This is a genomic window from Streptomyces sp. NPDC060028, assembly GCF_042736725.1.
Lineage (GTDB): Bacteria > Actinomycetota > Actinomycetes > Streptomycetales > Streptomycetaceae > Streptomyces.
This window is the reverse complement of sequence record NZ_JBHWVJ010000014.1, coordinates 92,219-116,086: the sequence shown is the minus strand read 5'-3', so window position 1 is coordinate 116,086 and position 23,868 is coordinate 92,219. Positions and strand designations below refer to the sequence as shown.

Sequence of the window (23,868 nt, the reverse complement as noted above, 5' to 3'; positions counted from 1 at the left end):
GCGTGGTTTTTTTTTTTTTTTTATTTCCCCCCGCCTGTGGGGGGGCGGTTTTGTGGGGGGGGGGGGTGGGGGGCGGGGGGGGGGGGGGGCCCCCCCCCCCCCCCCCGCGCGGCCGGACCGTGCGTGCTACTTGGCCGCGGCCTTCTTGGCCGCCTTGGGCGCCGGCTTCGGCGCCCCGGCCGGAGCCGGAGCCGCAGCGGGCGTCGGCTCGGCCGGTACGGCCGAAGCCTCCAGGCGGGCCACGCCGAACTTCAGCGCGGACTCGTAGGTGTTGTCCGGGTCGAGCCGGCGCAGCTCCTCCGCCAGCAGCTCGGCCGTCTCCCGGCGCTTCAGCGCCACCGCACGGTCGGGCTGACCCGGCATGCACAGCGTCGCCAGCGCCCCGTCCGCGCGGTCCAGGACGATCTCGCCGTCCTTGGTCTCCATGCGGACGGCGGTGAGGCCCGGGCCCCCGGACAGGGTCCGCTTGACGGGGACGCCGAGGCGGTCCGCCAGCCACATGGCCAGCAGCTCGCAGCTCGGGTTGTCGTCCTCGCCCTCGACGATCGCCGAGGCGACCGAGTGGGCCTGCTGGTCCAGCGCGGCGGCCAGCATCGAGCGCCACGGGGTGATCCGGGTCCAGGACAGGTCCGTGTCGCCGGGGGCGTAGGCCGCCGCCCGGGTGGCGAGAGCCCCGATCGGGTTCTCGCAGGAGTACGTGTCCGTGATCCGGCGCTGCCCCAGGGCCCCCAGCGGGTCGCCCGCCAGGTCCGACGGAGCGCCCTCGGGCCACCAGACGACCACGGGGGCGTCCGGCAGGAGGAGCGGGAGGACCACCGACTGGGCGTGGTCGACCAGTTCACCGTGAAGGCGGAGCACAACCGTTTCGCCGGTGCCGGAGTCCGCCCCGACGCGGATTTCCGCGTCGAGACGGGCGTCGCGGCGGCTGCGCGGCGAGCGGGCGGCCCGCTTGATGACGACGATGATCCGCGAAGGGTGTTCGTGGGAAGCGTCGTTCGCCGACTTGAGCGCGTCGTACGCGTTCTCCTCGTCGGTCACGATCACCAGCGTGAGGACCATGCCGATGGCCGGCGTGCCGATGTCCCGGCGCGCCTGCACCAACGCGGCGTTGATCCTGCTGGAGTTGGTCTCCGTGAGGTCGATCTTCATGGCCGGCGCCAGCTCCGTCCGTCTCGTGCGAGCATCTCGTCCGCCTCGACCGGTCCCCAGGTGCCCGCCGGGTACTGCGCGGGCTTGCCGTGCTTGTCCCAGTACTCCTCGATCGGGTCGAGGATGTTCCAGGACAGCTCGACCTCCTGGTGGCGCGGGAAGAGGTTCGCGTCACCCAGCAGGACATCCAGGATCAGCCGCTCGTACGCCTCGGGGCTCGACTCCGTGAAGGACTCGCCGTAGGCGAAGTCCATCGTCACGTCCCGGACCTCCATGGAGGTGCCCGGAACCTTGGAGCCGAAGCGCACCGTCACGCCCTCGTCCGGCTGGACCCGGATGACCAGGGCGTTCTGTCCCAGCTCCTCGGTCGCGCCCGACTCGAACGGCAGGTACGGGGCCCGCTTGAAGACCACGGCGATCTCGGTCACCCGGCGGCCCAGGCGCTTGCCGGTCCGCAGGTAGAACGGGACGCCCGCCCAGCGGCGGTTGTTGATCTCCAGGCGGATGGCCGCGTAGGTGTCGGTCTTCGACTTGGGGTCGATGCCGTCCTCTTCGAGGTACCCGACGACCTTCTCGCCGCCCTGCCAGGCCGCCGAGTACTGGCCGCGCACGGTGTGCTTGCCCAGGTCCTCGGGAAGCTCCACCGCGGTCAGCACCTTGAGCTTCTCGGCCACCAGTGCCTTGGGGTGGAAGGAGCCGGGCTCCTCCATCGCCGTCAGCGCGAGCAGCTGGAGCAGGTGGTTCTGGATGACGTCGCGGGCCGCGCCGATGCCGTCGTAGTAGCCGGCCCGGCCGCCGATGCCGATGTCCTCCGCCATGGTGATCTGCACGTGGTCGACGTACGACCGGTTCCAGATCGGCTCGAACATGGTGTTGGCGAAGCGGAGCGCCAGGATGTTCTGGACGGTCTCCTTGCCCAGGTAGTGGTCGATCCGGAAGACCTCGTCACGGGGGAAGACCTCGTGGACGACCTTGTTGAGCTCCTCGGCGCTCTTCAGGTTGTGGCCGAAGGGCTTCTCGATGACGGCGCGCCGCCAGGAGCCCTCCTTCTGCGCCAGCCCGTGGTCCTTGAGCTGCTGGACCACCTTGGGGAAGAACTTCGGCGGGACGGACAGGTAGAAGGCGAAGTTGCCGCCCGTGCCCTGCGCCTTGTCCAGCTCCTCGATCGTGGCCTTCAGCGTCTCGAAGGCCGCGTCGTCGTCGAAGTCGCCCTGGACGAAGCGGCAGCCCTGCACCAGCTGCTGCCAGACCTCTTCACGGAACGGCGTACGGGAGTGCTCCTTGACGGCGTCGTGGACCTCCTTCGCGAAGTCCTCGTCAGCCCACTCGCGTCTGGCGAAGCCGATCAGCGAGAAGCCTGGCGGGAGCAGCCCGCGGTTGGCCAGGTCGTAGACGGCAGGCATCAGCTTCTTGCGCGACAGGTCACCCGTAACGCCGAAAATGACCAGGCCGGACGGCCCCGCGATGCGCGGGAGCCGCCGGTCCTGTGCGTCACGAAGCGGGTTCGCTCCGTTTACAAACAAGGTGTTCAGGCCTCCGTGGGGGCAAGGCGGGCAAGCTCCGCCTCGGTCGACTTCAGCAGGTCGTTCCAGGACGCCTCGAACTTCTCGACGCCCTCGTCTTCAAGCAGCTGCACCACATCGTCATACGAAATGCCCAGCTTCGCGACCGCTTCGAGCTCATTGCGTGCCTGCTCGTACGTGCCGCGGATGGTGTCGCCGGAGACCACGCCGTGATCGGCGGTGGCGTCCAGGGTGGCCTCGGGCATGGTGTTCACCGTGCCGGGGGCGACCAGGTCCACCACGTACAGGGTGTCCTTGTACGCCGGGTCCTTGACGCCGGTCGAGGCCCACAGCGGGCGCTGCTTGTTGGCGTGCGCCCTGTCCAGGGCGTCCCAGCGCTCGCCGGAGAAGACCCCTTCGTACGCCTCGTAGGCCAGCCGGGCGTTGGCGAGCGCCGCCTTGCCCTTGAGGGCCTTGGCCTCGTCGGTGCCGACGGCGTCCAGGCGCTTGTCGATCTCGCTGTCCACGCGGGACACGAAGAAGGAGGCAACCGAGTGGATCTTGGAGAGGTCCAGGCCCGCGGCCTTCGCCTTCTCCAGGCCCGCCAGGTACGCGTCCATGACCGCGCGGTAGCGCTCCAGCGAGAAGATCAGCGTCACGTTGACGCTGATGCCCTTGCCGATGACCTCGGTGATCGCCGGCAGGCCGGCCTCGGTCGCCGGGATCTTGATGAGCGTGTTCGGGCGGTCCACCAGCCAGGCGAGCTGCTTGGCCTCGGCGATGGTCGCCGTGGTGTCGTGCGCCAGGCGCGGGTCGACCTCGATCGAGACCCGGCCGTCCTGGCCCTCGGTCGCGTCGTAGACCGGGCGCAGGATGTCGGCGGCGTCGCGGACGTCCGCCGTGGTGATCATGCGGATCGCCTCCTCGACGGTGACCTTGCGGGCGGCGAGGTCGGCGAGCTGCTGCTCGTAACCGTCACCGCTGCTGATCGCCTTCTGGAAGATCGACGGGTTGGTGGTGACACCGACCACGTGCTGCTGGTCGATGAGCTCGGCCAGGTTGCCGGACGTGATCCGCTTGCGGGACAGGTCGTCCAGCCAGATCGCCACGCCCTCGTCGGAGAGGCGCTTGAGTGCGTCTGTCATGGGAATTGCATCTCCTACTGGTCTGGGTACGGGCGTCAGCGCGCGGCGGCGGCGAGCGATTCCCGGGCGGCGGCGGTCACGGCCTCGGGGGTGAAGCCGAACTCGCGGAACAGCACCTTCGCGTCGGCCGAGGCACCGAAGTGCTCCAGCGAGACGATCCGGCCGGCGTCGCCGACGTAGCGGTGCCAGGTCAGGCCGATGCCGGCCTCGACCGCGACACGCGCCTTGACGGACGGCGGCAGGACGCTGTCCTTGTACTCCTGGCCCTGCTCCTCGAACCACTCCACGGAGGGCATCGAGACCACGCGGGTCGCAACGCCCTCGGCCTGGAGCGCCTCGCGCGCGGCCACGGCGAGCTGGACCTCGGAGCCGGTGCCGATGAGGACGACCTGAGCCGCTGCGCTCTGCCCGTCGGGGCCGGTGGCCTCGAACAGCACGTAACCGCCCTTGGCGGCGTCCTCGTTGCGCTCGTACGTCGGCACGCCCTGGCGGGTGAGCGCCAGACCGTGCGGAGCGCCCTTGCCGAACACCTTGGTGTGGCGGCGCAGGATCTCGCGCCAGGCGATGGCGGTCTCGTTCGCGTCGGCCGGGCGGACCACGTTCAGGCCCGGGATGGCGCGCAGCGCGGCGACGTGCTCGACCGGCTGGTGGGTCGGGCCGTCCTCGCCGAGGCCGATGGAGTCGTGCGTCCACACGTACGTCACCGGCAGGTGCATCAGGGCGGACAGCCGGACGGCGTTGCGCATGTAGTCGGAGAACACCAGGAAGGTGCCGCCGTAGATGCGGGTGTGGCCGTGCAGGGCGATGCCGTTCATGGACGCGGCCATGGCGTGCTCGCGGATGCCGAAGTGGATGGTGCGGCCGTACGGGTCGGCCTCCGGCAGCGGGTTGCCCACCGGCAGGAACGAGGAGTTCTTGTCGATGGTGGTGTTGTTGGAGCCGGCGAGGTCGGCCGAGCCGCCCCACAGCTCCGGGATGACCGCGCCGAGCGCCTCGAGCACCTTGCCGGAGGCGGCGCGGGTGGCGACGCCCTTGCCGGTCTCGAAGACGGGGAGCTCGTCCTCCCAGCCCGCGGGCAGCTCGTTGGCGTTGATGCGGTCGAACTCCGCGGCGCGCTCCGGGTTGGCCGTGCGCCAGGCGGAGAAGTCCTTCTCCCACGCGGCCTTGGCCTCGCGGCCGCGGTCCCCGAGGGCGCGGGTGTGCGCGAGGACCTCGTCGGCGACCTCGAAGGTCTGCTCCGGGTCGAAGCCGAGCACGCGCTTGGTGGCCGCGACCTCGTCGTTGCCGAGGGCGGAGCCGTGCGAGGCCTCGGTGCCCTGGGCGTGCGGGGCGGGCCAGGCGATGATCGAGCGGGCCGCGATGAAGGACGGGCGCCCGGTCTCGGCCTTGGCGGCCTGGAGGGCGGCGTACAGCGCCTTCGGGTCGAGGTCGCCGTTGTCCTGCTGCGCGACGCGCTGGACGTGCCAGCCGTACGCCTCGTAGCGCTTGAGCGTGTCCTCGGAGACGGCCGTCTCCGTGTCGCCCTCGATGGAGATGTGGTTGTCGTCCCACAGCAGCACCAGGTTGCCGAGCTTCTGGTGACCGGCCAGCGCGGACGCCTCGTGGGAGATGCCCTCCTGCAGGCAGCCGTCGCCCGCGATCGCGTAGACCATGTGGTCGAACGGGGAGGTGGCCGCGGGGGCCTGCGGGTCGAACAGACCGCGCTCGTAGCGGGCGGCCATGGCCATGCCCACCGCGTTGGCGATGCCCTGGCCCAGCGGGCCGGTGGTGGTCTCGACGCCGGCCGTGTGGCCGTACTCCGGGTGGCCCGGGGTCTTCGAGCCCCAGGTGCGGAACGCCTTGAGGTCGTCCAGCTCCAGGCCGAAACCGCCCAGGTAGAGCTGGGTGTAGAGGGTCAGGGACGAGTGGCCCGCGGAGAGCACGAAACGGTCGCGACCGACCCACTCCGGGTCCGCCGGGTCGTGGCGCATCACCTTCTGGAAGAGGGTGTACGCGGCGGGGGCCAGGCTCATCGCCGTGCCCGGGTGGCCGTTTCCGACCTTCTGGACCGCGTCCGCGGCCAGGATGCGGGCGGTGTCAACGGCCCGCTGGTCCAGTTCGGTCCACTCGAGCTCTGTGGTGGTCGGCTTGGTGCTCACCGTTTTTCAGGGCTCCTCTCCACATGTCTGTTCCCGGTACGAACGGTGCACCGGCGCGATTCCGAGCCTACCCCCGCCACGGCGTGCAGCTATTCGAGTACCCACGGTCCGTCGTGACGTCTGGGCGCCGATCGGACCAACACGGGGTGACCCCCGCGCGGGACGGGATCAGAGCTACGTCTACAGTGGCGTGGTACGCGCAAGTCCTTACCGGGCCTTCCTATCCGAAGCGTCTGCGCCGGAGCTTGCTGGATTCTCTGTCAGGGGTGTGCGTGACGGCCGTCGAATCCCGTCCAGCGGGGGTGCTCGGGACGAGCCCCGGTCACCGGCCGCTCGGGGCCCGGGCCATGGCTTTCGTGGCATTGACCAAGCCGCGGATCATCGAACTTCTGCTGATCACCACAGTGCCGGTGATGTTCCTCGCCGAGCAGGGCGTGCCCTCGCTCTGGCTGGTCCTCACGACCTGCTTCGGCGGCTACCTGTCCGCGGGCGGCGCCAACGCGCTGAACATGTACATCGACCGCGACATCGACGCGCTGATGGACCGCACCTCGCAGCGACCGCTGGTGACCGGCATGGTGAGCCCGCGCGAATGCCTGGCGTTCGGCATCACCCTGGCCGTGGTTTCCACCCTCTTCTTCGGCCTGCTCGTCAACTGGCTGTCGGCCGCGCTCTCGCTCGGCGCGCTCCTCTTCTACGTCGTGGTCTACACGATGCTGCTGAAGCGGCGCACCTCGCAGAACATCGTCTGGGGCGGCATCGCGGGCTGCATGCCGGTGCTCATCGGCTGGTCGGCCGTCAAGAACGAGGTCTCCTGGGCCGCGGTCATCCTCTTCCTCGTCATCTTCTTCTGGACGCCGCCGCACTACTGGCCGCTGTCGATGAAGGTGAAGGACGACTACGCGCGTGTCGGCGTCCCGATGCTCCCGGTCGTGGCCGGCAACCAGGTCGTGGCGCGCCAGATCGTCCTCTACAGCTGGGTGATGGTGGCGGTCTCGCTGCTGCTGACCCCGCTGGGGTACACCGGCTGGTTCTACACCGCGGTCGCGCTGGTGGCGGGCGGCTGGTGGCTGTGGGAGGCGCACGCACTGCACGCGCGGGCCAAGGCCGGCGTGACGGGCGCGAAGCTCAAGGAGATGCGGCTGTTCCACTGGTCCATCACCTATGTGTCGCTGCTCTTCGTGGCGGTGGCCGTGGATCCCTTCCTCCGTTGATTACTCGCCGGTAGCATGCCTTCCATGGCAGACACCACGGCAGAGACCGCAGGCAGCGAAGGCGCCGCGGACAAGAAGCAGGAGCGCACGGCGGCGAAGCTGGCCAGGCAGATCGGCGCGTTCGCCAAGCTGCACGGCGGCGCCGAGGGCCAGCTCGCCCACATCGGGCAGGCCGGCACCCGGATCGTGCTCGTCGGCACGGACGGCGGCTGGGGCGACCTGGTGGCCCCGACGTACGAGGTGGCGCAGCTCGCCGCCGAGAAGGCCGGGCTGACCCTCCACGAGGAGTTCGACGGGGAGTTCGCCGCGCGCGTGAAGACCGGACCGTACGAGTGGGACCGGATGGCCGGCATCCAGCTCGGCGGAACCGCGCACCCGGCGGCCTGACCCCGCGCCCCGGGGAGCGCTCGGTCAACAGCGCGAGCAACACCTCACACCCCGCTCACCCGTTAGGACGTGTGGAAGCCCCTTCCTCACGTCCGCAACGGGATGCCCGGATGATCGAAACGCCGCCCCTGGTGGACCAGTACTGCCAGGGAGTGCTCCGCACGGAGCTGGGTCTCGGCACCTTCGAGGCCCAGTTGATCCGCTCCGCCGGCCCGCCCGCCGCCGGCACCACCTTCTTCGACACCCAGACCGGGTTCGCGGTGCGCCGCTGGTGCCCGCCCCTGCTGGGCCTCGAACCGCACTGCGCTCCCGCCCGGTACCTGGCCCGGCGCCGTGAACTGGGCGCCGCCGAGTCCGCACGGCTGCTCCTGCGGGGCTCGGGCGTCGCCGCGTACCTGGTCGACACCGGTGCGGACGGTGACCTCACCGGGCCCAAGGAGCTGGCGCTCGCCGGGGACGCCGAGGCCTTCGAGGTGGTCCGGCTGGAACTGCTGGCCGAGCGGGTCGCCGACACCTCCGGGACGGTGACCGCCTTCCTCGCCAACCTCGCCGAGGCCGTCCACCACTGCGCCGCCGGAGCCACGGCCTTCTCCTGCGGCGCCGCCGCGGCCCTGGACCCCGAGCCGCCCGGCCCGGGGGAGGTGCGCGGGGCGGCCGGCCGGTGGCTGGCCGGCCGCACCAGGGGCGAGGCCGTACGGGACCCCGTACTCCTGCGGCACCTGCTGTGGAGCGCGGTGTCGTCCGGGCTGCCGCTGCAGCTGCACACCGCCGCGGCCGCGGGTGCGGGCCTGGCCGGGGGCGATCCGGGGCTGCCGACCGGGTTCGTACGGGCCACCGCGGGCCTGGGCACGCGCCTCGTGCTGCTCGGCGGATACCCGCACCACCGCCGCGCCGCGCAGCTGGCGGCGGCCTTCCCGCACGTGTACGCCGATGTCGGCGCGGCCCTCGGGCAGACCGGGGCCCGGGCCTCGGCGGTCCTCGCCGAGCTGCTGGAGCTCGCGCCGTTCGGGAAGCTGCTCTTCTCCAGCGGCGGGCGGAGGCTGCCCGAACTGCACGTGGTGGGCGCCCTGGTGTTCCGGGAGGCCCTGGGCCGCGTACTGGGCGGCTGGGTCGCCGACGGGGCCTGGTCCTGGCCGGACGCGGGCCGGGTCGCCGCCATGGTCGCGGCGGGCAACGCCCGCCGCGTCTACCGGCTGGACGGGCGCGTCTGACGCTCCGGCCGGCCGGAGCGTCAGACGGTGGAGAGCTGCGCGTCGCCCTGGGCCGGGATCTCCGCCTGCGCCGCCGGCCGCTCGCGCAGGCTCAGCGCGACGCGGAGCACCGCGATCCACACCAGACAGGAACCGAGCATGTGGGCGGCGACCAGGGCCTCCGGCACCTTGGTGAAGAACTGCACGTAGCCGATGCCGCCCTGGGCGAGCAGCACGATCAGCAGATCGCGGGCGCGCGCCCGGGTGTCGGTGGGGGCGTCCACCACGCGCAGCACCAGCCACATGGCCACGGCGAGCGCGCACACCAGCCAGGCGGCGACGGCGTGCACGTGGGCGGTGGTCGACCAGTCGAACGGCATGCGCTTGATCTCGCTGCTGTCGCCGGCGTGCGGACCGGAGCCGGTCACGACCGTGCCCGCCGCGATGAGCACCAGGGTGGCCACGAGCATCGTCCACGACAGCTTGCGGACCGGACCGGGCACGCGCGGCCGGGCCTCGGTGTCACCCTCGCGGGTGCGCTGCCAGGTGATCGTCGCCACGGTGATGAGCGAGGTGGCGAGCAGGAAGTGCCCGGCCACGCTGTAGGGGTTGAGCCCCGTCATGACGGTGATGCCGCCGAGCACGGCGTTGCCCATCACGATGGCGAACTGGAGCCAGCCGAGCCGGGTGAGCGAACGGCGCCAGGGCTTGGCCGAGCGGGCGGCGATGATCCCCCAGCCAACGGCCGCGCAGAGCACGTACGTCAGCATGCGGTTGCCGAACTCGATGGCGCCGTGGATGCCCTGTTCCCGGGTCGCGACCAGGCTGTCGTCGGTGCACTTGGGCCAGGTGTCGCAGCCGAGACCTGATCCGGTCAGCCGCACCGCGCCGCCGGTGACGACGATGACCACGCTCATCAGGAGCGCGGCGGCCGCGGCCCGCCGGACGGTCCGGGGTGACGGAGTCCAGCGGCTGGCGATGTAAGCGAGAGGGGTCAACACGGCCCTTATCGTACGCGGACCCTTGTGCAAACTTTCACGAGGGGGTGGCCGCCGGGGCGTCCGGGCCGACGACCAGCCGGAACCTGGCCCCGGCGGGGTCGCCTTCGGCGTGCCACCAGACGCGGACCCGCCAAAGGGCGCTGTCGCCGGGGTAGTCGGCCGACGCCGCGAAGCCCCGTACCAATTCGGCCCCTACGTCCTCGGCTGTCCTGTTCCTCACCTCTGCACCGTTGTGCCACGGATGGCCCGGTACGTTCCACAGCCCGTCAGGACCCCGCACCTCGACGCGCCACACCGCGACCCAAGGGGTGACCTCCAGCATCGTGCGCACCTGGTCTCCCTCCAGGTGCAGCCGGACCGCGATCTCGGACTCCGCCGCGCCCTGGATCCGGGCCGCCACCACGGCCTGGGGCAGCAGCCGTTCGGGCAGCAGACCCCGGGTGCGCAGGCTGACCAGGGAGTCGAAGGACAGGAAACGCAGCCGCAGTTCGAGCTGGCGGCCGATGTGGTCCAGCGCCTCCTCGGCCTCCTGGGACTCCTCGGAGCCCGGATCCGCGAGCAGCAGGCGCCGGAAGTGGCCCTCGGCGTCCACCGCCCAGGCCACCGCGTCCTCGGCGAGACCCAGCTCCGCGAGCCGGTCGCCGAGGAAGACCTTCGCCTGCGCGAGCCCCCACTGGTTGACCGGGTCCTCCTGGTCCAGGGAGGCCCAGACGCCGACCGCGCCGCGGGTCAGGTCGCGGGCGCGCTCACCGGCCGCCCGCTCCATGGCACTCGGGCCGTTCTCGGACCCCGGGCCGAGCGGGTGCCGGGGGAGCCGCTCCCCGTCGCTCAGCGGCCAGGACAGCCAGACCCCCTGGTTGATCAGGCCCCGGGCGTACCAGCGCGCGTACTCCGGGGCGTGCCCGGCCGCCTGCTGGGAGAACCGCAGCCCCTCCTCGATCGCGGACAGCGCCCCGGCCCGGTCGCCGCCCGCGAAGCGCCGGGCCGCCAGGTCACCCAGGCGCAGCCCGAGCCGGGCGGCGCACTCCGCATCCGTACGGGCCGGCTCACGCAGGGCCCCGATCAGCTCGGCCAGCAGCGCGTCGGCCTCAGCCGGCTCCGCGTGCGCCGCGCCCGACCGGATCCGTGCCCACTGCTCGTCCAGCCGCAGAACGGCCTCCCGCTGCGCCATGCCCGCCCCCCGGCGTCTGTGGTGCGCTGTCGTGTGGAGGCGCCCATCCTCCTCGCAACGTCAAGCCCAGGGGAAGGGATTCACTCCCAGCGGAAGTAGCGCGCGGCGGCGCCCAGACCGAGTACGGACCAGCCGGCCAGCACGGCCGCGTCGCCCCACGGCAGCGCGGCCCCGTGCTGGAGCACCTCGCGCAGACCATCGGACAGGGCCGAGATCGGGAGCAGGGCGAGGACGGACTGCACCGCACCCGGGAACTTCTCCAGCGGCACGATCACCCCGCCGCCGACCAGCAGGAGCAGGAAGACCAGGTTGGCGGCGGCCAGGGTCGCCTCGGCCTTGAGGGTGCCCGCCATCAGCAGTCCGAGGCCGGAGAAGGCGGCCGTGCCGAGCAGGACCAGCAGGGCGGCCGAGAGCGGGTTGCCGTGCGGGGACCAGCCCAGGGCGAACGCGATCGCCGTCAGCAGCGCGATCTGCAGCACCTCGGTGACCAGCACGGACAGGGTCTTGGCGGCCATCAGCGCCCAGCGCGGCAGCGGCGAGGCCCCGAGCCGCTTCAGCACCCCGTAGCGGCGGTCGAAGCCGGTGGCGATGGCCTGGCCGGTGAAGGCCGTGGACATCACCGCGAGCGCGAGGATCCCCGGAGCCAGGAAGTCGACCGACTTCTCGCTGCCCGTGTCCACGATGTCGACGGCGGAGAAGAGCGTCAGCAGCAGCGCCGGGATGATCACGGTCAGCAGCAGCTGCTCCCCGTTGCGCAGCAGCATCCGGGTCTCCAGCGCCGTCTGCGCCAGGATCATCCGGGACACGGGCGCGGCCCCCGGGCGGGGGGTGAACGTACCGGCGCTCATGCGCGCAGCTCCTTACCGGTCAGTTCGAGGAAGACGTCTTCGAGTGTGTGCCGCTCGACGGAGAGGCTGTCCGGCATCACGCCGTGCTGCGCGCACCAGGAGGCGACCGTGGCCAGCAGCTGCGGGTGGACGTCGCCGGTGACCCGGTAGGTGCCCGGGACGAGCTCGGCGGCCTGGGTGCCGTCGGGCAGCGCCTTCAGCAGCGAGGCGAGGTCGAGGGCGGGGCGGCCGGTGAAGCGCAGGGTGTTCTCGGCGCCGCCGCGGCACAGCTGCTCGGGGGTGCCGTGGGCGATGACCTTGCCGGCGTCGATGATGGCGACCTCGTCCGCGAGCTGCTCGGCCTCGTCCATGTGGTGGGTGGTGAGGACGACGGACACCCCGTCGGCGCGCAGTTCCCGTACGAGGTCCCAGGTCGCGCGGCGGGCCTGCGGGTCCAGGCCCGCGGTCGGCTCGTCCAGGAAGACCAGCTCGGGGCGGCCCACGACGGCCATGGCGAGGGCCAGGCGCTGCTGCTGGCCACCCGAGAGCCGGCGGTAGGCGGTGCGGCCGCAGCCGCCGAGGCCGAGGCGTTCCACGAGGGTGTCGACGTCGAGGGGGTCGGCGTACAGCTTGGCCATGTGGCGCAGCATCTCGACGGCCCGGGCGCCGGAGTAGACGCCGCCGGACTGGAGCATCACGCCGATGCGGGGGCGCAGGGCCTCGGCCCGGGTGACGGGGTCGAGGCCGAGGACGCGGACGGTTCCGGCGTCGGGGCGGCGGTAGCCCTCGCAGGTTTCCACGGTGGTCGTCTTGCCCGCGCCGTTGGGGCCCAGGACCGCGGTGACGCGGGCCCTGCGGACGGTGAGGTCCAAGCCGTCCACCGCTGTCTTGGGGCCGTACCGCTTCACCAGTCCGCGGATCTCCACGGCGGGGTCGTTGCTCATGAAGGGTGAGTCTACGGAGCCGGGGGAGGTGTCCGGAGAGGGGTCGTACGTCGCGAACACGGCTCTTTTCAGCCTTGCGATCCTGGATGGCCCAACCGCATTCGGTGATCTTTTCCGGAACCCGATGTTTACCGGGCCGGGAACGTCGTGGGCGGGGGATTGCTGGTGGGGCCGTGTACTGGACCACCGGCGGGGCTCTGCGGCAGAGCAGAGAATCGACCCCCGCTTAACTCTCCGTGGATAAATAAGGTAACCCTTAGTGATGGAGGCCACCTGGAGTGGCCTCGGTCACGGCTTGTCGGAGCTCGACTAATTACGCAACAATGGCGTTGTGAAATACGGCGAACGGCAGACAGAGACCCCCCAGGGGGAACTGGCGACCGGGGAGCGGTCAACCCGCAACCGGGTCGCGCGGTCCATCCTGGACCACGGTCCGTCCACCGTCGCCGACCTCGCCCAGCGCCTCGGCCTCACCCAGGCCGCCGTCCGCCGCCACCTCGACACGCTCGTCGCAGACGACGTGGTCGCACCCCGCGAGCAGCGCGTGTACGGCGCGCGCACCCGGGGCCGGCCCGCCAAGGTCTTCGCGCTGACCGACTGCGGCCGCGACGCCTTCGACCAGTCCTACGACACGCTCGCCGCGGACGCCCTGCGCTGGATCGCACAGTCCGTGGGCGGCGGGGAACAGGGTGAGGCGGCCGTCGCCGCCTTCGCCCGGGCCCGGATGGAGACGCAGGCGGTGAGCTACCGGGAAGCCCTGGAGGCGGCCGCCCCCGCGCAGCGGACCGAGGCCCTCGCCAAGGCGTTGACCGCGGACGGGTACGCTGCTACGGCCAAGAGCGCTCCTGGTCCGCACAGCGGTGAACAGCTCTGCCAGCACCACTGCCCGGTCGCTCACGTAGCCGAGCAGTTCCCGCAGCTCTGCGAGGCGGAGACCGAGGTCTTCTCCCGCCTGCTCGGGACGCATGTGCAGCGTCTCGCCACGATCGCCCACGGCGACGGGGTGTGCACCACGTTCATTCCGCGAGGCGCGGGCGCGACACACACCGACACATCAGCATCTGCAAGCACGGCCGGGAGGAACCCCGCATGACCACGGAGACTGCTCACCCTGAGCTCGATGGCCTGGGCACCTACGAATACGGCTGGGCCGACTCCGACGCGGCCGGCGCCGCTGCCAAGCGGGGTCTGTCCGAGGATGTCGTCCGCGACATCTCGGCCAAGAAGTCCGAGCCGGAGTGGATGCTGAAGCTCCGCCTCAAGGGCCTCAAGCTGTTCGACAAGAAGCCCATGCCGAACTGGGGCTCCGACCTCTCGGGCATCGACTTCGACAACATCAAGTACTTCGTGCGCTCCACCGAGAAGCAGGCCGCTTCCTGGGAGGACCTGCCGGAGGACATCAAGAACACGTACGACAAGCTCGGCATCCCGGAGGCGGAGAAGCAGCGCCTCGTCGCCGGTGTCGCGGCCCAGTACGAGTCCGAGGTCGTCTACCACCAGATCCGCGAGGACCTGGAGGAGCAGGGCGTCATCTTCCTCGACACGGACACCGCGCTCAAGGAGCACCCGGAGCTCTTCCAGGAGTACTTCGGCACGGTCATCCCGGTCGGCGACAACAAGTTCGCGTCGCTGAACACCGCCGTGTGGTCGGGCGGCTCGTTCATCTACGTGCCCAAGGGCGTCAAGGTCGACATTCCGCTCCAGGCCTACTTCCGTATCAACACGGAGAACATGGGCCAGTTCGAGCGGACGCTGATCATCGTCGACGAGGACGCGTACGTCCACTACGTCGAGGGCTGCACCGCCCCGATCTACTCCTCGGACTCGCTGCACAGCGCCGTGGTCGAGATCATCGTGAAGAAGGGCGGCCGCTGCCGCTACACGACCATCCAGAACTGGTCGAACAACGTCTACAACCTGGTCACCAAGCGCGCCGTGGCGTACGAGGGCGCGACCATGGAGTGGGTCGACGGCAACATCGGTTCCAAGGTCACCATGAAGTACCCGGCCGTCTACCTGATGGGCGAGCACGCCAAGGGCGAGACGCTGTCCATCGCCTTCGCGGGCGAGGGCCAGCACCAGGACGCCGGCTCCAAGATGGTCCACATGGCGCCGTACACCTCCTCGAACATCGTCTCCAAGTCGGTGGCGCGAGGCGGCGGCCGCACCTCGTACCGAGGCCTCGTCGAGATCGGCGAGGGCGCCCACGGCTCGAAGTCCAACGTGCTGTGTGACGCGCTCCTGGTCGACACCATCTCCCGCTCGGACACGTACCCCTACGTGGACGTGCGCGAGGACGACGTGTCCATGGGCCACGAGGCGACCGTCTCCAAGGTCTCCGACGACCAGCTCTTCTACCTGATGAGCCGCGGTCTGACGGAGTTCGAGGCCATGGCGATGATCGTGCGCGGCTTCGTCGAGCCGATCGCGCGTGAGCTCCCGATGGAGTACGCGCTGGAGCTGAACCGGCTGATCGAGCTGCAGATGGAGGGCTCGGTCGGTTAGTCCCGACCGCCCGATTTCCGCAGACATTCTTTGACGTAGGAAGAGAGCACGAAGACAGCCATGGCTGAGGCTCAGAACATTCCGGCGGGTTCGACCACCGCCGGCGCGATCGCGGTGGCCGCCGAGTCCACCGTCGCCACCCGGACGAGCGCCCCCCCGTCCTTCGACGTGGCGGACTTCCCCGTGCCCCACGGCCGCGAGGAGGAGTGGCGCTTCACCCCGCTGGCGCGCCTGCGTGGTCTCCACGACGGCACCGCGGTCGCCAACGGCACCATGAAGGCCCAGATCGACGCGCCCGAGGGCGTCACGATCGAATCGGTGGAGCGCGACGACGCCCGCATCGGCAAGGCCGGCACCCCGGTGGACCGGGTCGCCGCGCAGGCGTTCTCGTCGTTCGCCAAGGCCACGGTCGTCACCGTGCCCAAGGACGCCGTCCTGACCGAGCCGGTGCGCGTCTCGCTGCACGGCGAGGGCGGCACCACCTTCGGCCACACCGTCTTCGACGTACAGGCCTTCGCCGAGGCCGTCATCGTCATCGACCACACCGGTGACGGCGTGCGCGCCGCCAACGTCGACTTCCTCGTCGGCGACGGCGCCAAGCTCACCGTCGTGTCCGTGCAGGACTGGGACGACACCGCCGTCCACTGCTCCCAGCACAACACGCTGGTCGGCCGCGACGCGACCTTCAAGTCGATCGTGGTCACCTTCGGCGGCGACGTCGTACGCCTGCACCCGCGCGTGACCTACGCCGGCCCCGGCGGCGACGCCGAGCTCCTCGGCCTGTACTTCACCGACGCCGGCCAGCACCAGGAGCACCGTCTCCTGGTCGACCACAGCGCCCCGCACTGCAAGTCGCACGTGGTCTACAAGGGCGCGCTCCAGGGCCAGGACGCCCACGCGGTCTGGATCGGCGACGTGCTGATCGAGAAGACCGCCGAGGGCACCGACACCTACGAGATGAACCGCAACCTCGTCCTCACGGACGGTGCGCGGGTCGACTCGGTGCCGAACCTGGAGATCGAGACCGGCGAGATCGTCGGCGCCGGGCACGCCTCGGCGACCGGCCGCTTCGACGACGAGCAGCTCTTCTACCTGCAGGCCCGCGGCATCCCGGCCGACGAGGCCCGCCGCCTGGTCGTGCGCGGCTTCTTCGCCGAGCTCGTCCAGCAGATCGGTGTCCCGGACATCGAGGAGCGCCTTCTCGCGAAGATCGAGGTCGAGCTCGAGGCGTCGGTCTGATGACGTACCTCAAGGCCTGTGCGCTGAGCGAGCTGGAGGAGAACACCCCCAAGCGGGTGGAACTCGACGGCACGCCGGTGTCCATCGTCTCCGCCGAGGGGGAGGTGTTCGCGATCAACGACATCTGCTCGCACGCGAACGTCTCGCTCTCGGAGGGCGAGGTCGAGGACTGCATGATCGAGTGCTGGCTGCACGGGTCGTCCTTCGACCTGCGCACCGGCAAGCCGTCCAGTCTGCCCGCGACGCGCCCCGTACCCGTATACCCCGTAAAGATCGAAGGGGACGACGTGCTCGTCTCCCTCACCCAGGAGTCCTGAGGTATCCATGGCAACGCTTGAAATCCACGACCTGCACGTCTCCGTCGAGGCCGAGCACGGCGCCCGCGAGATCCTCAAGGGCGTCGACCTCACCGTCAAGCAGGGTGAGACGCACGCCATCATGGGTCCGAACGGCTCCGGCAAGTCCACCCTGGCGTACTCCCTCGCCGGTCACCCGAAGTACACCATCACCCGTGGCACCGTGACCCTCGACGGCGAAGACGTCCTGGAGATGTCCGTCGACGAGCGCGCCCGCGCCGGCGTCTTCCTCGCCATGCAGTACCCGGTCGAGGTCCCCGGCGTCTCGGTCTCCAACTTCCTGCGTACGTCGGCCACCGCCATCCGCGGCGAGGCGCCGAAGCTGCGTACCTGGGTGAAGGAGGTCAAGTCCGCCATGGAGCAGCTCCAGATGGACACGGCCTTCGCCGAGCGCAACGTCAACGAGGGCTTCTCCGGCGGTGAGAAGAAGCGCCACGAGATCCTCCAGCTGGAGCTCCTCCGGCCGAAGATCGCGATCCTCGACGAGACCGACTCCGGCCTGGACGTCGACGCCCTGCGCATCGTCTCCGAGGGCGTCAACCGCGTCCGCGAGACCGGTGAGGTCGGCACCCTGCTGATCACCCACTACACGCGCATCCTGCGCTACATCAAGCCCGACTTCGTGCACGTGTTCGCGAATGGCCGCATCGCCGAGTCCGGTGGCGCCGAGCTCGCCGACCAGCTGGAGGCCGAGGGCTACGACAAGTACGTGAAGGGTGGCGCGACCGCGTGACACAGCTGCCTGGCCTCCTCGACATCGAGGCGATCCGCAAGGACTTCCCCCTGCTGGATCGTGTGGTCCACGACGGGAAGAAGATCGTTTACCTGGACAACGCGGCGACTTCGCAGAAGCCGCGCCAGGTGCTCGACGCGCTGAACGAGTACTACGAGCAGCACAACGCCAACGTCCACCGTGGCGTGCACGTGCTCGCCGAGGAGGCCACGGCGCTGTACGAGGGCGCTCGCGACAAGGTCGCCACCTTCATCAACGCACCGAGCCGCAACGAGGTGATCTTCACCAAGAACGCCTCGGAGTCGCTCAACCTCGTCGCGAACATGCTCGGCTGGGCGGACGAGCCCTACCGCGTCGACCGCGAGACCGAGATCGCCATCACGGAGATGGAGCACCACTCCAACATCGTGCCGTGGCAGCTGCTCTCGCAGCGCACCGGCGCGAAGCTGAAGTGGTTCGGCCTGACCGACGACGGCCGCCTCGACCTGTCCAACATCGAAGAGGTCATCACGGAGAAGACGAAGATCGTCTCCTTCACGCTGGTCTCCAACATCATGGGCACGGTCAACCCGGTCGACGCGATCGTGCGCCGGGCGCAGGAGGTCGGCGCGCTGGTGCTGATCGACGCCTCCCAGGCCGCTCCGCACATGCCGCTGGACGTCCAGGCCCTCGGCGCCGACTTCGTGGCCTTCACCGGCCACAAGATGTGCGGCCCGACCGGCATCGGCGTGCTCTGGGGCCGCCAGGAGCTGCTCGAGGACCTGCCGCCGTTCCTCGGCGGCGGCGAGATGATCGAAACCGTCTCGATGCACTCCTCGACGTACGCCCCGGCGCCCCACAAGTTCGAGGCCGGTACGCCCCCGATCGCCCAGGCCGTCGGCCTCGGCGCGGCCGTGGACTACCTGACCGCGATCGGCATGGACAAGATCGCCGCGCACGAGCACGCGATCACCGAGTACGCGATCAAGCGCCTCGCCGAGGTGCCCGACCTGCGGATCATCGGCCCCACCACGGCCGAGGACCGCGGCGCCGCGATCTCCTTCGTGCTCGGTGACATCCACCCGCACGACGTCGGCCAGGTTCTGGACGAGCTGGGCATCGCGGTCCGCGTGGGACACCACTGCGCCCGCCCGGTCTGCCTCCGGTACGGAATTCCGGCGACGACGCGAGCGTCTTTCTATCTGTACTCCTCTCCGGCCGAGGTCGATGCACTGGTCGACGGGCTGGAGCACGTACGGAACTTCTTCGGATAGCGACGAGGCGACGAGGCGCAGTGAAGCTGGAATCGATGTACCAGGAACTGATCCTGGACCACTACAAGCACCCGCGCGGGCGTGGCCTGCGCGACGGCGACGCCGAGGTGCACCACGTCAATCCGACATGCGGCGACGAGATCACGCTGCGCGTGAAGTATGACGGCGAGACGCTCACCGACGTCTCCTACGAAGGCCATGGCTGCTCCATCAGCCAGGCCGGCGCGTCCATACTGAACGAGCTGCTCGTCGGCAAGGAGCTCGCCGAGGCTCAGAAGATCCAGGCCGTGTTCCTGGAGCTGATGCAGTCCAAGGGCAAGATCGAGCCCGACGAGGAGATGGAGGAGGTGCTGGAGGACGCGGTCGCGTTCGCCGGTGTCTCCAAGTATCCGGCGCGGGTGAAGTGTGCTCTGCTGAGCTGGATGGCGTGGAAGGACGCGACCGCCCAGGCACTGGGCGACGCCGAGAGGAAGACGGCATGACCGAGAACGCGACACCCGAGGCGTCGATCAAGCCGGCCACCGAGGAAGAGGTCCGCGAGGCCCTCTACGACGTCGTCGACCCCGAGCTGGGCATCGACGTCGTCAACCTGGGCCTGATCTACGGCATCCACGTCGACGACGCGAACATCGCCACCCTGGACATGACGCTGACGTCGGCGGCCTGCCCGCTGACGGACGTCATCGAGGACCAGGCGAAGTCGGCGACGGACGGCATCGTCAACGAACTGCGCATCAACTGGGTCTGGATGCCCGGGGGGCCCCCTCAAACTAACTCGTCCGCGGGCGGTCCGCCGCTGCGCGCGCCCGGAATCACCTACTCACCCACCGCATGTCGAGACGGCCCCCCGGCACCGCCGGGGGCCCTTCTCGTTCTCCGGCGTCCCGGGAGGCCCTCCGTGTTCGTCCGGCGGACGGGTGACGTGCACCGGGAGTTGGCCACGGTGGCCGAATCTTCTCGACGGCCGTCACGACGTGGCGCCCCACACCACTCCTGGGGGACACCGATGAAACCGATGAAGAAGCAGTTGGGCATCGCGGGGCTCGCGGCGCTGGTCGTCGCCGGGACGGTCTCGGTCATGCCGGCGCAGGCGGTGACGTACGGTACGCCGACCATCAGCCTGTCCGCCGCGTACCTGTCCGGGGCCGTCGGCGCGGTCGGCGACCCGGTCGTGGACGTGACCGTGGGCCAGAGCGGGGCGGACGTCTCCGCGCTCACCGTCAGCGCCTCGGCGTCGAGCAGGTCCTCGGTCGCCGGGACGGGCGACGTGACGGTGACCGGGGCCGGTGCGGTACGGCAGCTGGCCGTCACCGCGCGGGGGCGCGGTTACACCAACCTCACCGTCAAGGTGACCGGGCTGGGCGGCAAGAGCGCCACCAAGACCCTGTCGTACGCGGCGTCCCCCGCGGTGCTGAACCCCGCCGACGCCCGCTACTTCACCGGCGCCTCGGACTCCTCGGCCGCCGTGGACGTGGGCGGCGGCTACACCGTCGTCGCCGACGACGAGTCCAACGTGCTGCGCCTGTACGACCGTTCCCGCTCGGCCGCGCCGGTCAAGACCTGGGACTTCAGCTCGCAGCTCGGGGTCAGCAAGGAGGTGGACATCGAAGGGGCGACCCGGATCGGCAACACCGTCTACTGGACGGGTTCGCTCGGCAACAACAAGGACGGCGAGTACAAGGCGCCCCGCAACACCGTGTTCACCACCACGGTGAGCGGCTCCGGACCGGGTACGCAGCTCGCGTACGGGCGCTCGTACAAGAAGCTCCGCGACGACCTGGTGGCCTGGGACACGGCGAACGGCAACCGCTACGGATTCGCGGCGGGGACGGCAGCCGGCGAGGCCCCGAAGCAGATCGACGGGTTCAACGTGGAGGGGCTGGAGTTCGCCCCCGGCTCGACGACGACCGCGTACCTCGGCTTCCGTGCCCCGCTGGCGCCGGCGATGCCGGGCGGCAAGGCGCTGATCGTGCCGGTGACCAACTTCGACATGGTGCTCTCCAGCGGCGCCAAGGCGGCCTTCGGGGCGGGCATCGAGCTCGACCTCGGCGGGCTCGCGATCCGCGACATCCGCAAGAACACGGCCGACCAGTACCTGATCCTGGCCGGCTCCTGGGCGGCGGACGACAACTCCGACCCGTACGCCCTCTACCAGTGGGACGGCGTCGCGGGTCACGCCCCCGTCAAGCGCGCCGACCTGCCGACCTCCGACCCGGGCGGCTGGGAGGCCATCGTGGACGTGCCCGACCTGTCGGCCGCGGGGGCGCGGGTGCAGCTCGTCACCGACAGCGGGTCCGCGGACCTGTACGGCGACGGCACCGAGGCCAAGGACCTGACGCACCCGGAGTGGAAGAAGGCACGGGCGGCCTGGTTCACGCTGGGCTGATGCCGTGGCGCAGCCGCCGGTCCACGTGGTGCAGGCCGGCGGCCAGCTGGGGGAGGGTGAGCAGGAGGGCGGGCGCGATCAGCGCGCCGAGTGCGCCCAGCCACAGCACCACCGCTGCGGCGGCCCCCGCCGCCAGCACCCCGGCCGGCACCGTGACCGCGAAGGTCCGCCACCACGCGCCGCGCACCAGGCGGGCCGAGCGGCGCACGGCGGCCGCCGGGCCGAGCCCCTCGTACCCGGCGGCGGTCGGCGCCAGGGCGAGCAGCACCCCGAGCCAGAGGGCGACCGGTACGAGGGGCAGCAGGGCGGCCGCGGGGAGCCCGGCGGCGAGGAGGGCCGCGGCGGGGCCCGCCACGGCGAGCAGCACCAGCAGCTGGGTGCCGAAGACGGCCGGGACCCGGGGCGCGGCGGCCCGCAGCAGCCCGGGCACGCTCACCGGCCGCCCGAGCACCGCGGGCCGGAGCAGGGCCGAGACCAGGGCGGCGGCCAGCGCGCAGCCGAACAGCAGGAACAGTGCCGCCGTCGGGAGCAGGGCGTAGACGAAGACCCGGCTGCCGGCCGAGCGGGAGAGCGAGGCGAGCGTGGCCGCCCCGGCGATGACGGCGACCGGGAGCAGCGCCGCGGCCTGGCCGAGCAGCAGCGCGCCGAGCAACCGGCCGCCGTACCGGCCGAGGGTGGCGAAGGCGCCGCCGAGTATCTCCCCGGGCCGCAGTGGGCGCAGGGGTACCACCCCGGCCCGGGGCGGCTGAGGCATCCAGTACTGCGCCATGCGCGGGCCCCCTGTTTCCCCGGAGGCGGCCAGGGTAGCGCGGCGGGGGGCAGGAGTCCCCGGGCGTGCGTGGATCCGTGCACCGGCATCGATGTGTACGAACGTACGCAACGCTGTGTACACTCGTACACATGCCTTACGTACTGCTTGCCGCGGCCATCGCCGCAGAGGTCGCCGGGACCACCGCAATGAAGTACAGCGAGGGCTTCACCAGGCTGTGGCCCTCGCTGATCACGGTGGTCGGCTACGTCATCGCCTTCTCGCTGCTCGCCCAGACCCTCAAGTCGATGTCGGTCGGCACGGCGTACGCGATATGGGCGGGCGTCGGCACGGCCGCCATCGCCGCCATCGGGATGGTGTTCATGGGCGAGGCCGCGACGGCCGCGAAGATCGCCGGCATCGCGCTGGTGATCGGCGGCGTGGTGCTGCTGAACATGGGCGGGGCCCACTGATGCCCCCGGGCGCGCGGCGTTACGACCCCGACCGGCGGCAGCGGATCATCGACGCGGCGATCCGGGTGGTGGGCGCGAAGGGCATCGCGGGGCTGAGCCACCGGAGCGTGGCCGCGGAGGCGGACGTCCCGCTGGGTTCGACGACGTACCACTTCAGGTCACTGGACGACCTGCTGGTGGCGGCGCTGCGTCAGGCGAACGAGGCCTTCGCGCCGGCCCTGGCCGTGCGGGAGGGCGGTGACCTCGCGGCGGCGCTGGCGCGATTGCTGGGGGAGCTGCTGTCGGCGGACCGGGGCCGGGTGGAGCTCGAGTACGAGCTCTACCTCGCGGCCCTGCGGCGCCCGGCGCTGCGTCCGGTGGCGGCGGAGTGGGTCGAGGCCGTGGCCGCGGCCCTGGCCCCGCGGACCGACCCGGGCACGGCCCGCGCGCTGGTCGCGGTCATGGACGGCATCAGCCTGCAGGTCCTGCTGACGGACGCCGAGTACGACGAGTCGTACGCCCGCGAGATCCTGCGGCGCGTGCTGGGTCGCCGCTAGTGCTGTGACCGGCCCGGCCAGGCGTCTGCGTCCGGGTCCGGGCCCGCGGCCGGGACCGGTTACGCCGCGCGGACGGCCGCCAGGGCCGCGGTGACGCTCGCCTCGATGTCGACGATCGGGTAGAGCACCTCGCGGACCGTGCGGTCCCGGTCCACCACCAGGGTCAGCCGCTTCAGCCGGCTCACCCCCGCCGCGCGGAACGTCGGCAGCCGCAGCGCCGCCGTCAAGGTGAGCTCCGCGTCCGAGAGGAGCGGGAAGCGCAGCCGCTCCTGCTCCGCGAACTCCCGCTGCTCGTCCGGCCGTTGTGTCGAGACCCCGTGCACCGTGGCCCCCGCCGCCGTGAACTCCTCCAGCTGGTCGCGGTACGTGCACGACTCGAACGTACAGCCCTTGGCGCCCGGGATCCCGGCCCAGCCGGGCGGGTAGGCCTCGGCCCGGGCGTACGCGCCGGGGAAGCAGTACAGGACCGTGAACGGCGTGTCCGCCACCGGGTCGCGCAGCTCGCCGAAGCGGTCCGGCAGCAGCAGCCCGGGCAGGCGGGTGCCGCGCAGCGCGTGCACGCGTACCGCCTCCCGTGAGGCCTCGTCCGTCGTCGCCGTCATCTCTCCCTCTCCCAGGACCCAGGTGTCTCCCCAGTCCTGGAGGGCCACCAGGACCGGCAGCAGCCCCCGCCCGCGCGGGGTCAGCCGGTATTCGTGCCGCACCGGGCGTTCCTGGTACGGCTCGCGCGTCAGCACCCCGGCCTCGACCAGCAGCTTCAGCCGCTCGGCCAGCACCTTGCGGGAGACCCCCAGCTCGCGCTGGAACTCCTCGAAGCGGTGCACACCGCGTGCGGCGTCGCGGACGATCAGCAGTGTCCACCAGTCGCCCACGACGTCGAGGGCCTGGGCGATGGAGCAGTCCGCGTCGCCGAGGTGCGTGCGCTGGGCCATGGGCACTCCTTTGTCCGTTGACCCAAGGCTGTCATGCTG

Annotated in this window: 23 protein-coding genes and 1 pseudogene; 14 read left to right on the top strand and 10 right to left on the bottom strand. The window is 70.9% G+C overall.

What is annotated here, in order from left to right; translation table 11 throughout:
- Positions 1 to 126 precede the first annotated feature (126 nt).
- The 4 genes from opcA to tkt are packed head-to-tail and all read right to left on the bottom strand — an operon-like array spanning position 127 to position 5,934.
- On the bottom strand, positions 127 to 1,149 hold the full coding sequence (gene opcA / locus ACFWBF_RS10490) for a glucose-6-phosphate dehydrogenase assembly protein OpcA (protein ID WP_385598258.1): 1,023 nt from the start codon (positions 1,147 to 1,149) through the stop codon (positions 127 to 129).
- Positions 1,146 to 2,672 carry a glucose-6-phosphate dehydrogenase gene (zwf, locus tag ACFWBF_RS10485; protein WP_385598255.1) on the bottom strand — a complete coding sequence of 509 codons (1,527 nt, stop codon included), beginning with the start codon at positions 2,670 to 2,672 and terminating at the stop codon, positions 1,146 to 1,148. The genes opcA and zwf overlap by 4 nt, the downstream gene beginning before the upstream one ends.
- 5 nt (positions 2,673 to 2,677) lie before the next feature.
- Positions 2,678 to 3,796 carry a transaldolase gene (gene tal / locus ACFWBF_RS10480; RefSeq protein WP_385598252.1) on the bottom strand — a complete coding sequence of 373 codons (1,119 nt, stop codon included), beginning with the start codon at positions 3,794 to 3,796 and terminating at the stop codon, positions 2,678 to 2,680.
- Between the two features lie 35 nt (positions 3,797 to 3,831).
- Positions 3,832 to 5,934: a transketolase gene (gene tkt / locus ACFWBF_RS10475; RefSeq protein ID WP_385598249.1), complete on the bottom strand. Its 2,103-nt coding sequence runs from the start codon at positions 5,932 to 5,934 to the stop codon at positions 3,832 to 3,834.
- Positions 5,935 to 6,206: 272 nt separating this feature from the next.
- Here tkt and ACFWBF_RS10470 point away from each other — a divergent pair, with 272 nt between their 5' ends.
- From ACFWBF_RS10470 to ACFWBF_RS10460, 3 genes are all read left to right on the top strand, one after another.
- Positions 6,207 to 7,148: a heme o synthase gene (locus ACFWBF_RS10470; protein ID WP_385598246.1), complete on the top strand. Its 942-nt coding sequence runs from the start codon at positions 6,207 to 6,209 to the stop codon at positions 7,146 to 7,148.
- 24 nt (positions 7,149 to 7,172) lie between these two features.
- On the top strand, positions 7,173 to 7,535 hold the full coding sequence (locus ACFWBF_RS10465; RefSeq protein ID WP_385598244.1) for a hypothetical protein: 363 nt from the start codon (positions 7,173 to 7,175) through the stop codon (positions 7,533 to 7,535).
- A gap of 110 nt (positions 7,536 to 7,645) precedes the next feature.
- The gene (locus tag ACFWBF_RS10460) at positions 7,646 to 8,746 is read left to right on the top strand and encodes an amidohydrolase (RefSeq protein ID WP_385598241.1); all 1,101 of its coding nucleotides are present in this window, start codon (positions 7,646 to 7,648) and stop codon (positions 8,744 to 8,746) included.
- 20 nt (positions 8,747 to 8,766) lie between these two features.
- Here ACFWBF_RS10460 and ACFWBF_RS10455 read toward each other — a convergent pair whose 3' ends face one another.
- From ACFWBF_RS10455 to ACFWBF_RS10440, 4 genes are all read right to left on the bottom strand, one after another.
- Entirely contained in the window at positions 8,767 to 9,735 is a 969-nt protein-coding gene (locus ACFWBF_RS10455; protein ID WP_385598276.1) for a heme A synthase, read from the bottom strand.
- A gap of 25 nt (positions 9,736 to 9,760) precedes the next feature.
- On the bottom strand, positions 9,761 to 10,897 hold the full coding sequence (locus ACFWBF_RS10450; RefSeq protein WP_385598238.1) for a hypothetical protein: 1,137 nt from the start codon (positions 10,895 to 10,897) through the stop codon (positions 9,761 to 9,763).
- 80 nt (positions 10,898 to 10,977) lie between these two features.
- The gene (locus tag ACFWBF_RS10445; protein ID WP_385598234.1) at positions 10,978 to 11,745 is read right to left on the bottom strand and encodes an ABC transporter permease; all 768 of its coding nucleotides are present in this window, start codon (positions 11,743 to 11,745) and stop codon (positions 10,978 to 10,980) included.
- The gene (locus ACFWBF_RS10440) at positions 11,742 to 12,668 is read right to left on the bottom strand and encodes an ABC transporter ATP-binding protein (RefSeq protein WP_385598231.1); all 927 of its coding nucleotides are present in this window, start codon (positions 12,666 to 12,668) and stop codon (positions 11,742 to 11,744) included. Before ACFWBF_RS10440 ends, ACFWBF_RS10445 begins: the two co-directional genes overlap by 4 nt.
- Positions 12,669 to 12,999: 331 nt before the next feature.
- Here ACFWBF_RS10440 and ACFWBF_RS10435 point away from each other — a divergent pair, with 331 nt between their 5' ends.
- The 9 genes and pseudogenes from ACFWBF_RS10435 to ACFWBF_RS10395 all read left to right on the top strand — a co-directional run bounded on the left by ACFWBF_RS10435 (position 13,000) and on the right by ACFWBF_RS10395 (position 21,140).
- Positions 13,000 to 13,761, top strand: a complete 762-nt coding sequence (locus tag ACFWBF_RS10435) for a helix-turn-helix transcriptional regulator (protein ID WP_385598228.1) — start codon at positions 13,000 to 13,002, stop codon at positions 13,759 to 13,761.
- On the top strand, positions 13,758 to 15,173 hold the full coding sequence (gene sufB / locus ACFWBF_RS10430) for a Fe-S cluster assembly protein SufB (protein ID WP_073914009.1): 1,416 nt from the start codon (positions 13,758 to 13,760) through the stop codon (positions 15,171 to 15,173). The genes ACFWBF_RS10435 and sufB overlap by 4 nt, the downstream gene beginning before the upstream one ends.
- 60 nt (positions 15,174 to 15,233) lie before the next feature.
- Positions 15,234 to 16,412 (top strand): Fe-S cluster assembly protein SufD, encoded by a 1,179-nt coding sequence (gene sufD, locus ACFWBF_RS10425; RefSeq protein ID WP_385598224.1) that lies wholly within the window; start codon positions 15,234 to 15,236, stop codon positions 16,410 to 16,412.
- Positions 16,412 to 16,729 carry a bifunctional 3-phenylpropionate/cinnamic acid dioxygenase ferredoxin subunit gene (locus ACFWBF_RS10420; protein WP_385233765.1) on the top strand — a complete coding sequence of 106 codons (318 nt, stop codon included), beginning with the start codon at positions 16,412 to 16,414 and terminating at the stop codon, positions 16,727 to 16,729. The genes sufD and ACFWBF_RS10420 overlap by 1 nt, the downstream gene beginning before the upstream one ends.
- 7 nt (positions 16,730 to 16,736) lie before the next feature.
- Positions 16,737 to 17,501: a Fe-S cluster assembly ATPase SufC gene (gene sufC / locus ACFWBF_RS10415; RefSeq protein ID WP_385598221.1), complete on the top strand. Its 765-nt coding sequence runs from the start codon at positions 16,737 to 16,739 to the stop codon at positions 17,499 to 17,501.
- Positions 17,498 to 18,754: a cysteine desulfurase gene (locus ACFWBF_RS10410; protein ID WP_385598218.1), complete on the top strand. Its 1,257-nt coding sequence runs from the start codon at positions 17,498 to 17,500 to the stop codon at positions 18,752 to 18,754. The genes sufC and ACFWBF_RS10410 overlap by 4 nt, the downstream gene beginning before the upstream one ends.
- Before the next feature lie 20 nt (positions 18,755 to 18,774).
- Positions 18,775 to 19,236 (top strand): Fe-S cluster assembly sulfur transfer protein SufU, encoded by a 462-nt coding sequence (sufU, locus tag ACFWBF_RS10405; protein ID WP_385598215.1) that lies wholly within the window; start codon positions 18,775 to 18,777, stop codon positions 19,234 to 19,236.
- Positions 19,233 to 19,565 (top strand): annotated as a pseudogene (locus tag ACFWBF_RS10400) (metal-sulfur cluster assembly factor); the annotation flags it as partial. The gene sufU and the pseudogene ACFWBF_RS10400, both read left to right, overlap by 4 nt.
- 267 nt (positions 19,566 to 19,832) lie before the next feature.
- On the top strand, positions 19,833 to 21,140 hold the full coding sequence (locus ACFWBF_RS10395; RefSeq protein ID WP_385598273.1) for a DUF3616 domain-containing protein: 1,308 nt from the start codon (positions 19,833 to 19,835) through the stop codon (positions 21,138 to 21,140).
- Here ACFWBF_RS10395 and ACFWBF_RS10390 read toward each other — a convergent pair.
- On the bottom strand, positions 21,127 to 21,909 hold the full coding sequence (locus ACFWBF_RS10390) for a hypothetical protein (RefSeq protein WP_385598212.1): 783 nt from the start codon (positions 21,907 to 21,909) through the stop codon (positions 21,127 to 21,129). The genes ACFWBF_RS10395 and ACFWBF_RS10390 overlap by 14 nt on opposite strands.
- A 131-nt stretch (positions 21,910 to 22,040) precedes the next feature.
- Here ACFWBF_RS10390 and ACFWBF_RS10385 point away from each other — a divergent pair, with 131 nt between their 5' ends.
- Positions 22,041 to 22,361: a DMT family transporter gene (locus tag ACFWBF_RS10385; protein WP_385598209.1), complete on the top strand. Its 321-nt coding sequence runs from the start codon at positions 22,041 to 22,043 to the stop codon at positions 22,359 to 22,361.
- Positions 22,361 to 22,897 carry a TetR/AcrR family transcriptional regulator gene (locus tag ACFWBF_RS10380; RefSeq protein WP_385598206.1) on the top strand — a complete coding sequence of 179 codons (537 nt, stop codon included), beginning with the start codon at positions 22,361 to 22,363 and terminating at the stop codon, positions 22,895 to 22,897. The genes ACFWBF_RS10385 and ACFWBF_RS10380 overlap by 1 nt, the downstream gene beginning before the upstream one ends.
- 59 nt (positions 22,898 to 22,956) lie before the next feature.
- Here ACFWBF_RS10380 and ACFWBF_RS10375 read toward each other — a convergent pair whose 3' ends face one another.
- Entirely contained in the window at positions 22,957 to 23,829 is an 873-nt protein-coding gene (locus ACFWBF_RS10375) for a winged helix-turn-helix transcriptional regulator (RefSeq protein ID WP_385598204.1), read from the bottom strand.
- Between the last annotated feature and the right edge of the window lie 39 nt (positions 23,830 to 23,868).

What these genes read in the sequence shown, in the direction of transcription:
- opcA (WP_385598258.1), bottom strand. Translation starts at nt 1,149, where the DNA reads ATGAAGATCGACCTCACGGAGACCAACTCCAGCAGGATCAACGCCGCG.
- tal (WP_385598252.1), bottom strand. Translation starts at nt 3,796, where the DNA reads ATGACAGACGCACTCAAGCGCCTCTCCGACGAGGGCGTGGCGATCTGG.
- ACFWBF_RS10465 (WP_385598244.1), top strand. Translation starts at nt 7,173, where the DNA reads ATGGCAGACACCACGGCAGAGACCGCAGGCAGCGAAGGCGCCGCGGAC.
- ACFWBF_RS10460 (WP_385598241.1), top strand. Translation starts at nt 7,646, where the DNA reads ATGATCGAAACGCCGCCCCTGGTGGACCAGTACTGCCAGGGAGTGCTC.
- ACFWBF_RS10450 (WP_385598238.1), bottom strand. Translation starts at nt 10,897, where the DNA reads ATGGCGCAGCGGGAGGCCGTTCTGCGGCTGGACGAGCAGTGGGCACGG.
- ACFWBF_RS10445 (WP_385598234.1), bottom strand. Translation starts at nt 11,745, where the DNA reads ATGAGCGCCGGTACGTTCACCCCCCGCCCGGGGGCCGCGCCCGTGTCC.
- ACFWBF_RS10440 (WP_385598231.1), bottom strand. Translation starts at nt 12,668, where the DNA reads ATGAGCAACGACCCCGCCGTGGAGATCCGCGGACTGGTGAAGCGGTAC.
- sufB (WP_073914009.1), top strand. Translation starts at nt 13,758, where the DNA reads ATGACCACGGAGACTGCTCACCCTGAGCTCGATGGCCTGGGCACCTAC.
- sufD (WP_385598224.1), top strand. Translation starts at nt 15,234, where the DNA reads ATGGCTGAGGCTCAGAACATTCCGGCGGGTTCGACCACCGCCGGCGCG.
- ACFWBF_RS10420 (WP_385233765.1), top strand. Translation starts at nt 16,412, where the DNA reads ATGACGTACCTCAAGGCCTGTGCGCTGAGCGAGCTGGAGGAGAACACC.
- sufC (WP_385598221.1), top strand. Translation starts at nt 16,737, where the DNA reads ATGGCAACGCTTGAAATCCACGACCTGCACGTCTCCGTCGAGGCCGAG.
- ACFWBF_RS10395 (WP_385598273.1), top strand. Translation starts at nt 19,833, where the DNA reads ATGCCGGCGCAGGCGGTGACGTACGGTACGCCGACCATCAGCCTGTCC.
- ACFWBF_RS10390 (WP_385598212.1), bottom strand. Translation starts at nt 21,909, where the DNA reads ATGGCGCAGTACTGGATGCCTCAGCCGCCCCGGGCCGGGGTGGTACCC.
- ACFWBF_RS10385 (WP_385598209.1), top strand. Translation starts at nt 22,041, where the DNA reads ATGCCTTACGTACTGCTTGCCGCGGCCATCGCCGCAGAGGTCGCCGGG.
- ACFWBF_RS10380 (WP_385598206.1), top strand. Translation starts at nt 22,361, where the DNA reads ATGCCCCCGGGCGCGCGGCGTTACGACCCCGACCGGCGGCAGCGGATC.
- ACFWBF_RS10375 (WP_385598204.1), bottom strand. Translation starts at nt 23,829, where the DNA reads ATGGCCCAGCGCACGCACCTCGGCGACGCGGACTGCTCCATCGCCCAG.